This is a genomic window from Longimonas sp. (assembly GCF_046498435.1).
In the GTDB taxonomy this organism is placed as follows: Bacteria; Bacteroidota; Rhodothermia; order Rhodothermales; family Salinibacteraceae; genus Longimonas.
Window position 1 is genome coordinate 1 of the sequence record NZ_JAWOAR010000255.1, and the last position, 9,036, is coordinate 9,036.

General features: G+C 58.6%; 7 protein-coding genes. All 7 read left to right on the plus strand.

Annotation, left to right across the window (positions count from 1 at the left end):
• Window positions 1-1,445 (plus strand): RIP metalloprotease RseP (gene rseP / locus R6U20_RS09775; RefSeq protein ID WP_410337671.1); only part of this gene is annotated, 1,445 nt, incomplete at its 5' end.
• A gap of 243 nt (window positions 1,446-1,688) precedes the next feature.
• Window positions 1,689-2,465 carry an isoprenyl transferase gene (locus tag R6U20_RS09780; RefSeq protein ID WP_410337672.1) on the plus strand — a complete coding sequence of 259 codons (777 nt, stop codon included), beginning with the start codon at window positions 1,689-1,691 and terminating at the stop codon, window positions 2,463-2,465.
• 424 nt (window positions 2,466-2,889) lie between these two features.
• Window positions 2,890-5,418 carry an outer membrane protein assembly factor BamA gene (gene bamA / locus R6U20_RS09785; RefSeq protein ID WP_410337673.1) on the plus strand — a complete coding sequence of 843 codons (2,529 nt, stop codon included), beginning with the start codon at window positions 2,890-2,892 and terminating at the stop codon, window positions 5,416-5,418.
• Window positions 5,419-5,583: 165 nt separating this feature from the next.
• Complete coding sequence (locus R6U20_RS09790) at window positions 5,584-6,072, plus strand: OmpH family outer membrane protein (protein WP_410337674.1); 489 nt, start codon at window positions 5,584-5,586, stop codon at window positions 6,070-6,072.
• Between the two features lie 100 nt (window positions 6,073-6,172).
• Complete coding sequence (locus R6U20_RS09795) at window positions 6,173-6,772, plus strand: OmpH family outer membrane protein (RefSeq protein WP_410337675.1); 600 nt, start codon at window positions 6,173-6,175, stop codon at window positions 6,770-6,772.
• 193 nt (window positions 6,773-6,965) lie between these two features.
• A complete protein-coding gene (gene panB / locus R6U20_RS09800; protein WP_410337676.1) occupies window positions 6,966-7,802 on the plus strand; it encodes a 3-methyl-2-oxobutanoate hydroxymethyltransferase in 837 nt (278 codons plus the stop codon).
• 46 nt (window positions 7,803-7,848) lie between these two features.
• Entirely contained in the window at window positions 7,849-8,715 is an 867-nt protein-coding gene (gene surE, locus R6U20_RS09805) for a 5'/3'-nucleotidase SurE (RefSeq protein ID WP_410337677.1), read from the plus strand.
• Window positions 8,716-9,036 lie beyond the last annotated feature (321 nt).

Here is a 9,036-nt window from a genome sequence, read left to right on the forward strand (position 1 = left end):
CTTCATTGATCCCATCGCACGGCGCACGCATGGAGTTGCTGCTGAGCATTCTTACCTCGACGGCCTGGGTGTTGCTCGCCCTCACGATTCTGGTCTTCATTCATGAACTCGGACACTTCCTTACGGCTAAGTACTTCGGGATGCGAGTGGAGCGCTTCTCGATCGGGTTTCCGCCAACTGTTTTTGGGCGGCGTATGGGAGACACCGAGTACGTTATTGGGGCGACGCCGCTGGGCGGATACGTAAAGATTAGCGGCATGATCGATGAGAATCTGGACACTGAGCACATTGAGGCCGAGCCCGAGCCGCACGAATTTCGGTCGAAGCCGGTGTGGCAACGCATTATTGTGATTACGGCGGGCGTGATCTTTAATGTGTTTCTGGCTGCCCTCATTTTTGCAGGGATTAAGTGGAGCACGGGCGAGTCGTACATTCCTGCCGAAAACATTGAGTCGGTCTATGTACAGGAAGGATCGGTTGCCCACGGCATGGGCTTGCGCACGGGCGATCAGATTGCTGCGGTGAATGGGGAGGCGTTTGAGACGTTCGACCAGCTAAATCCGGGCGCGCTTCTGGCAGATACGCTAACGATTACGGTAGACCGCAGCGGCACCTCGGAAACGCTGGTCGGGCCGCGCGACATTATGACGCAGATCAGCCGTGCCAGTAGTCAGACGGTTGGCTCGCCGCTGGGCATTTCGTTTACACCGCCGCTGGTGGGAGCTGCACCCGAGGGGCGTCCGGCTGCTGAGGCGGGGATGCGCACGGGCGACCGCGTAGTGCATGTGGCAGGCGACTCGATTCGGTTCTGGCAAGAGATGGCGGATCGCATTCAGACGTCTGAGGGGAACCCAACGACCATCCGATGGCTCCGAGCCGATTCCTTGCAGCAAGACGACGACCCCGAGCCGATGGCGCGCACAGATCGCGGTGCGCTATACGAGGCCACCATCACACCCGAACAAGACGACGATGGACGCTACCTCTTAGGCATTGCTGCGCCATCGCCCGACATGCTGGCGTCCGAGTTTGGGCAGCGCACCCGCACCTTTTCGCCAGGCGAGGCGCTCGTAGCAGGGACGGCGGAAACATGGTCGTATGCCGAAAATATCGTCGTAAGCCTAAAGCGCATCGTTGTAGGGCGCGATAACGTGCGCGACAACCTGGGGGGGCCCGTGCGCATTGCGCAAGTGACGAGCCAGGCCGCATCGGCAGGGGCGGTGGATTTCTGGCGGATCGTTGCGATTCTGTCGATCACGCTGGCTATTATGAACATCCTGCCGATTCCAGCGCTGGATGGAGGGCAGTTGGTCTTTCTGATTTACGAAGGCATTACCCGGCGCCCGCCCTCTACCCGCGTGCGCCTGATCGCGCAGCAAGTGGGAATGCTGCTTCTGTTGGGCTTTATGATCTTCCTTATCTTCAACGACATCTTGCGCCTGTAAGCTGTAGGTTGGCCCAGCGTCCCCGTGCATGCGGACCACAGCTTGGATGATTCTGCATATAGATGATGGGGGCTTGCATGAAACGTTGCTTGTCCCTGTTCGTGCAGATACATTGGAAATACGTGTAACGCAGGATATAAGCCTGCTACGCCGTCGTCTCGGCTGCCGTGCGCACTGCGTGCGGATGCGAAAGGGCGGCTCTTATCCAACCGTCTGTTTTCTATCCATCACCCGCCTGCCAACGTGGACAACGACGCAGAACTGCAAGAGCTGTTGCACAAGCGAGGGGAAGTGCCGCAGCATGTGGCGGCGATTATGGACGGAAACGGGCGCTGGGCGCAACAGCGCAGCCAGGTGCGCTATGCCGGGCATTATGAAGGCGTTGAGTCGGTGCGCGACATCGTTGAGGCGTGTTCGCAGCTCGATGTACAATATCTTACGCTCTATACCTTTAGCACGGAGAACTGGGATCGCCCGACTGTTGAGGTGAAGGCCATCATGCGGCTCATGGCGCACGCGGTGCGTAAAGAGCGCCCTAACTTGATGGAAAATAACGTGCGCATGAAAACCATTGGCGACCTCTCCCAACTGCCAAGGCAGTGTCAACGCGAGATTCAACAAACGGTGCGTAAGACCGCCTCGAACACCGGTTTGACTCTCGTGCTTGCGCTCTCGTACAGCGGCCGCTGGGATATGACAGAAGCCGCCCGCCAGCTGGCTACGATGGTGGCCAATGGTGTGCTCGACCCTGAGGACGTAGACGAGGAGATTGTGGGCAGCCTGCTCGATACGGGATCCATTCCGGATCCCGATTTGCTCATTCGTACCGGTGGCGAGTATCGGCTCTCCAACTTCATGCTCTGGCAAAGTGCATACTCGGAGCTCTACATCACCGATTGCTACTGGCCAGACTTCCGCCGCGAGCAGTTGTACGAAGCCATCCGTAGCTATCAGGACCGGGACCGCCGATTTGGACAGGTGCCGGTAAATGGACACAAAAGCTATGCATCTGACACGTAGTGCTTTGTCAACGATAGTGCTTTGTCAACGATGATTCTACGTGTCGAACCGAGATGTGGCGGATGTAGCGCTGTCCTGAACGGCTCCCGCTGAACGTCGAGAAGATGGTTTCCCCGACTGCGCTCACCATGACATGCTTCCGTTGGAGGATAATTTCAGGATGATCATCAAAATGAGAATTGAGGCAGCACTGGTTAACGCACAGCCTGATACGTCATACGACAGACAGCACACCAGATTCGCTGCACTCAACCCGTAGCACACAATAGACGACCATACGAATTGAGTCCCGGTGCACGTTGCGCTGGGTACGCCCCTCTGCTGTTTTTCTCCACCACAGCCCCTTGTTGTGATCGCGACTTCAACCCGTACACGACCCCGTGCTCGATGCAGTGCTCGATGCAGTGCTCGATGGGCCGGGCTTTTGGCGCTGCTTCTTCTGTTTGTCGGCGGTCTTGCCGGACCGGCGTATGGGCAGGTTGAGCCTGATCCGATGCCGACCCCGGAGCCTGAGCCTACACCTATGCCTGAAGAAGGCCCGCCGCCTGAAGGCGCTGCGCCGATGACTGAGCAAACCACGCTAACGGTTTCCTCGGTTCGCGTTGAAGGCGCTGAAGATCGCGCCCGCGATCTGGTGCTACAAACCAGCGGCATAAACGAAGGGCAAGAGATTCAACTGCCGCGTAGCGAGGCTATTGCAGAGGCCGTGCGGGCCGTCTACGATCTACGCTTGTTCTCGGATGTGCGCATCTATCAAGAAGAGCGCGACGATAGCACCGTCGGGCTTGTCATTGAGGTGACACCAGAGCCGCGCCTGGGCGAGTTGCGTCTGCAAGGCATGGACCGCAGCGACCGCCGCGATGTTGAGAGCGAATTGCCGCTGCTGTTGGGGCGCCCTGTACGCCAAAGCGATATTGAGCGCTCCGTGCAGATCATCCAAGATCATTATGCGGAAGATGGATACCTGAATGCAGAGGTCAATGTGGTGCGCAACACCATGTCGAGCGGCCAAGTGCGTCTGGTGCTTCAGGTCGATCGCGGCGAAAAGGTGAAAATCGATGAGATTGTGTTCGAAGGCAATGAAGCATTCTCAGACCGCCGCCTGCGCAAGCAGTTCGAGGAAAACAAAGCCAAGAGCTGGTGGCGCTTCTGGCGTAATGCTACGTTCGACCCCGATGTGTTAGAGGACGACCTGGATGCCGTTATCGACTACTACGGTGAAAATGGCTACTACGACGCGCGCATCACAGGGCATGAGATCCGCGAAACCGACGACGAAGATATTGTCGTAGCGGCCTCAGTCGAAGAAGGCCACCAGTACTATGTGCGCAGCGTAGAATGGGAAGGCAATACGGTCTATTCTGATGAGGCGCTGGCCAACCGTCTTGGCTTTGAAGAAGGCGATGTCTTCAATAGCCGCCGTCTCGACGAAAACCTGCAAGGCAACCGCGAAGGGTCGGATGTAGCAGGCCTCTACATGGATCGCGGCTACCTGCAATTCAACGCCCAGCCGTCGATCCGCGTGGTAGGTGAGGACTCCCTCGACATCGATATCGATATTCGCGAAGGCGACACATACGACTTTGGTAACATCACGGTTGCAGGCAATACCAAAACTAAAGATCACGTGGTGCGCCGCGAACTCTTTACGGTACCGGGACAAACGTTTAGCCGCAGCGCGATCCAAGAATCCATCCGGCGCCTGATGCAGCTCAACTACTTCAGCCAAGAGTCGCTCGGCGAGGGCCCGGCGCTCGACGTTGATGACGAGGAGCAACAGGTGAATCTTACCTACAACCTTGAGGAAGTCGGAAGCGACCAGTTGGAGCTCTCAGGCACATGGGGGCGTTTCGGACTGGTGCTGCAACTGGGCTTCCAGTTCAACAATTTCTCAACCCAGAGCATGTTTGATGGAAGCGCCTGGCGCCCGCTCCCCTCGGGCGATGGCCAGCGTCTGGGCATTAACGTGCGGACCAACGGGACCTTTTTCCAGAGCTATTCGCTCTCGTTTACCGAGCCCTGGTTCCGGGGCCGCCCCAACCCCATTGGCGGATCTGTCTCCTTTACACAGTTCTCACGCGAGCCGGTATCGATTAGCAACAACCGGTCGCGCGATGGGACCTTCACCCAAATCAGTTCCAACCTGTTCTTCGAACGTCGCCTAAGCTGGCCCGACGACAACTTCAATCTGTCGTTTGGCGTGGGCTACCAGTACTGGCGCAACGATCGGGGGCTGCTCTCCAGCTTGCCTGAAGGCGTTAACCAAACCGTAACGTACAACCAGGCGCTCACGCGCAATTCGCTGGATAACCCGATGTTTCCACGCGAAGGGTCGAAAATCCGGCTTTCCGCCGAAGTTGCGCCGCCTATTGGCGATCTGGTTCAGTACCACAAGTGGCGGTTCAATACCGATTGGAATATCCCAATCGGAGAACGGTTCTCAGTCAGTGTAGGCACACGATTCGGCTACATCGGCTCTATTACAGGTGAGGATGTTGCCTTTGAGCGCTTCGAAGTGGGCGGCACGCTCTTCGACTTCAGCGGCTACCAGTTTGGTACCGAACCCGTACCCATGCGCGGCTACCCCGCCCGCGTCATTGGTCCGCGCGAAACGGTTCGTGGACAGGTGTCGCCGGTTGGTGGACGTATTCTGAACAAGTATACATCTGAGTTCCGGGTCAAGGCCGTTGAGTCGCAGCAACTGCAAGCGGCCCCCTACCTGTACCTCGATGCGGCAAACACATGGGATAGCTTTCAGACCTACAACCCGTCCTCGCTTTATCGCTCGGCAGGTGTGGGGGTGAAGCTCTTCTTGCCCATCGTGGGTATGATCGAGTTCAATTATGGGTATAACTTCGATACCTTCGTACCCTTCCAGCAGAGCGAAGATGGAATGCCAGGCTGGCGGTTCCAGTTCTCGCTCGGACAGGGTGGGCAGCAGCAGCAACAATAGCTTCTTGTATGCAAAAGCGCACTGCATCCCCCAACCTGTGGGTCTGTGTGGGCACGCAGGTGCGGGGCGATCATGAATTTGCAACTCGTACCCATGGGTAGACAATACTGGACAGCAGGGTTCGTTTATACTCTGCCACTTGTTGTTCTTTTTCTCTTGGGAAGCATGAAGCCGGCAGCGGCTCAGCAAGACATTGCTTACATCGACTCTGATGAGGTGCTGGAGCAGATGCCGGAATATGCCTCGGTACAGGAGGAACTCGATCAACTGGAGCAAGAGTGGCGAGCAGAAATTGAGGCGCAAGAAGAAGATGTCGATGCCCTGGTGGAAGAGTTCCAGGCGCGCGAACTACTCTACACGCCCGATGAGCAGGAACGCCAGCAAGAGCGCATCCGCGAGGCGCGCCGCGAGGTCGAACGCCTGCGTGATGAATACTTCGGCCCCGAAGGACAGCTCTTCCAGCGTCAGCAAGAATTGATGCGCCCGCTTCAAGAGCGGGTTCTGGAAGCGGTAGAAGACATTGCTGAGTCGGCCGGATACGATTACGTGTTTGACACGGCGGGTGAGTACCTCTTTATGTATGCCGCTCCCCAGCACGACCTGACTGAAGATGTCATCCTGGAGCTTGGTATTGAACTCGAAACCAATAACTGACTCTACGAAGACTGCGACGCGGTACCTGCCGTGCGCACGCTACATCAGCAGGTGTACACAGCATCTGCTTTCGATACCCTCTGAACGCAACCAATCCATTATGTTCAACCGATATTCCGTTACAGCCCTTGTGCTCCTCTTCGTTGCTGCATGGGGCACTGCCGACGTACAGGCGCAACAGCGCATCGGATTCACCAATCAGGAAGCAGTGCTGGCTAATATGCCAGGCATTGAAGATGTGCAAGAACAGCTTGAGCAAGAAACGGTGCGCCTGCAAGGTAACCTGCAAGAGCAGCAGCAAGAGTTTCAGGAGCAGGTACAGCGTTACGAGCAGCAGCAAGGGCTGCTCTCCGATGAGCGCCTGCAAGAGCGAGAAGACGAACTCCGCGAGATGCAGGCCGAACTACAGCGCTCGCAGCAAGAGGCCGAGCAAGAGCTGGCCCAGCGCGAAATGGAGTTGATGCAACCCCTGCTCGAAGAGCTGCAAACCGCCATTAACGAGGTCGCTTCCGATCAAAACCTCGACCTGGTCTTGCGCGAACAAGCGATGCTCTACGTGAACGGCTCTACCAGCGATGTGGTCAACATCACACGCGATGTGGCCAGCCGCCTGGACATCGAAATTGAGGATACCGAAGCCGAACCGGGACCGTCGCTCGACACCGAAAACCCAATGGGTGGCGGGGGCGGAACCAACTAAGCGCTGCTCATCGTTGAGCACCCATGTACCGCACCTCAGCCGGGTCTCCTTCTGGAGGTCCGGCTGTTTGCGTATGGGGCCACGGTGTCTACACACACCACATGCTCCATCCGCTCCTTGCACCCTCCTGTTGCTGCACCCTCCTGTTGCTGCGCTCTCCTGTTCGTACCGTTCCTCTGTAGCCCTGCCGCCCATGAGCACCGAAACCATCCGTCCCGACCCGGCTGACGTGCCGCGCGTCACCACGCAAACCCTCCAAAACATGAAGGCCGAAGGGGTCCCCATCGCCATGCTGACGGCATACGACTACACCTCGGCGCGCCTGCTTGACCAGGCCGGCACCGATGTCCTGCTGGTGGGCGACTCGGCCTCGAACGTGATGGCCGGTCATGAGACCACGCTGCCCATCACGCTCGACCAGATGATCTACCACGCGCAGTGCGTCATCCGCGCTATCCAGCGTGCGCTCGTCGTGGTCGATCTGCCGTTCGGATCCTACCAGGGGAACTCCAAGGAAGCGCTGGCCTCGGCTATCCGCGTTATGAAAGAAGCCGAAGCTCATGCGGTGAAGCTGGAGGGCGGGCACGACGTGCTCCCCACCGTAAACCGCATCATCTCCGCAGGCATTCCGGTGATGGGGCACCTGGGACTCCTGCCACAGAGCATCCACAACTACGGCACGTACAAGGTGCGCGCACGGGCCGAAGAAGAAGCCGAGCGCCTCATCGACGATGCGCAGGCGCTCGAAGAAGCGGGCTGCTTCGCCCTCGTGCTCGAAAAGATCCCGGCGTCGCTGGCCGCACAGGTCACCGACACACTCGACATCCCCACCATCGGCATTGGGGCTGGGGCCGACTGCGACGGTCAGGTGCTCGTGTCGCACGATGCGCTGGGCCTCACAACCGACTTCCACCCGCGCTTTGTGCGCCGCTTCGCCCGCCTCGACGAAACCATCACCGAGGCGGTGCAAACCTATGTAAACAGCGTACGCACCCGCTCCTTTCCCAGCGACGACGAAAGCTACGAGTAACTGCATCGCTTTTCTGGTGTCCTTTGCCCTAACCCGACCGACCTGCATGTCTTCCTCGAACAACACGCGCCGTCCAAGCATCCTCATCTGCAACGACGACGGCATCGACGCTCCCGGCATTCAGGCATTGGCGTCGGCCCTCGACGGGCTGGGCGATCTCATCATTGCAGCGCCCGAGAGCGAGCAGAGCGCGGTCGGCCATGCCATCACCGTACGCGACCCGGTCCGTGCGCAATCGTATGGATTCGAGGTGCCCTCGGGCCCTACCAAGGCGTGGTCCATTGCCGGGACGCCTGCCGACTGCGTGAAGCTGGCGGGGCAAGAACTGCTGGATACGCCGCCCGACCTCGTGGTGAGTGGCATCAATCATGGCCCGAACACGGCGGTAAACGTGCTCTACTCGGGCACGGTAAGCGCGGCTACGGAGGCGGCCATTATGGGCTATCCAGCCATTGCGTTTTCGCTCTGCTCCTGGTCGTCGAACGAGTTTGAGGCGGCCGGCTATTACGCGCGGATGCTGAGTCAGCACGTGCTCAACGAGGGGCTGCCCGCTGGATCCCTCTTGAACGTAAACATTCCGGCGCTGCCCTTCGAGGAGATTGAGGGCGTGCGCATCACCCGACAGGCCAAGGCGCGCTGGGAAGAGAGCTTCGTGGCCCGTACCGATCCGCTCGATCGTCCGTATTACTGGCTTTCGGGCACGTTCGTGAACCTGGATGAGGGCTCCGAGAATGATCTGGCCGCGATCGACGATAACTACGTGGCCGTAACACCCATGCAACTCGACCTGACGGCCTACGACCAGCTCGACACGCTACGCAATGTAGATTGGGATACCAAGCTGGATGCCGAGGCCCGCCCCGATGCCCGCGCCCGCCGGGCTGCGCGTCAAGCTGATGGGGAGGAAACGTGATGCCACGGGACGCGTCTTGTAGCGGCCATAGCACGGCGTAGACCGCACTCATCGATTCAATGTAAGATGCCTGGACCGATCCGACAGCACAAATCAGAGCTTCGTGATCTCTGCCGTACGCATCGCGTGGAGCGGCTGGAGGCGAGCTGTGAGCGGCATGAAGATACTCTCACCGGGCATTCTCAGCCTGATTCAGGATAGCGGTCGCCGCGGCTACTATCGCTTTGGCCTGACCGACGGCGGACCTGTGGACCCCCAGGCGCACTCCCTGTGTAACCGGCTGCTGCAGAACGCTGCCCACGCGGCCACTGTGGAAGTGAC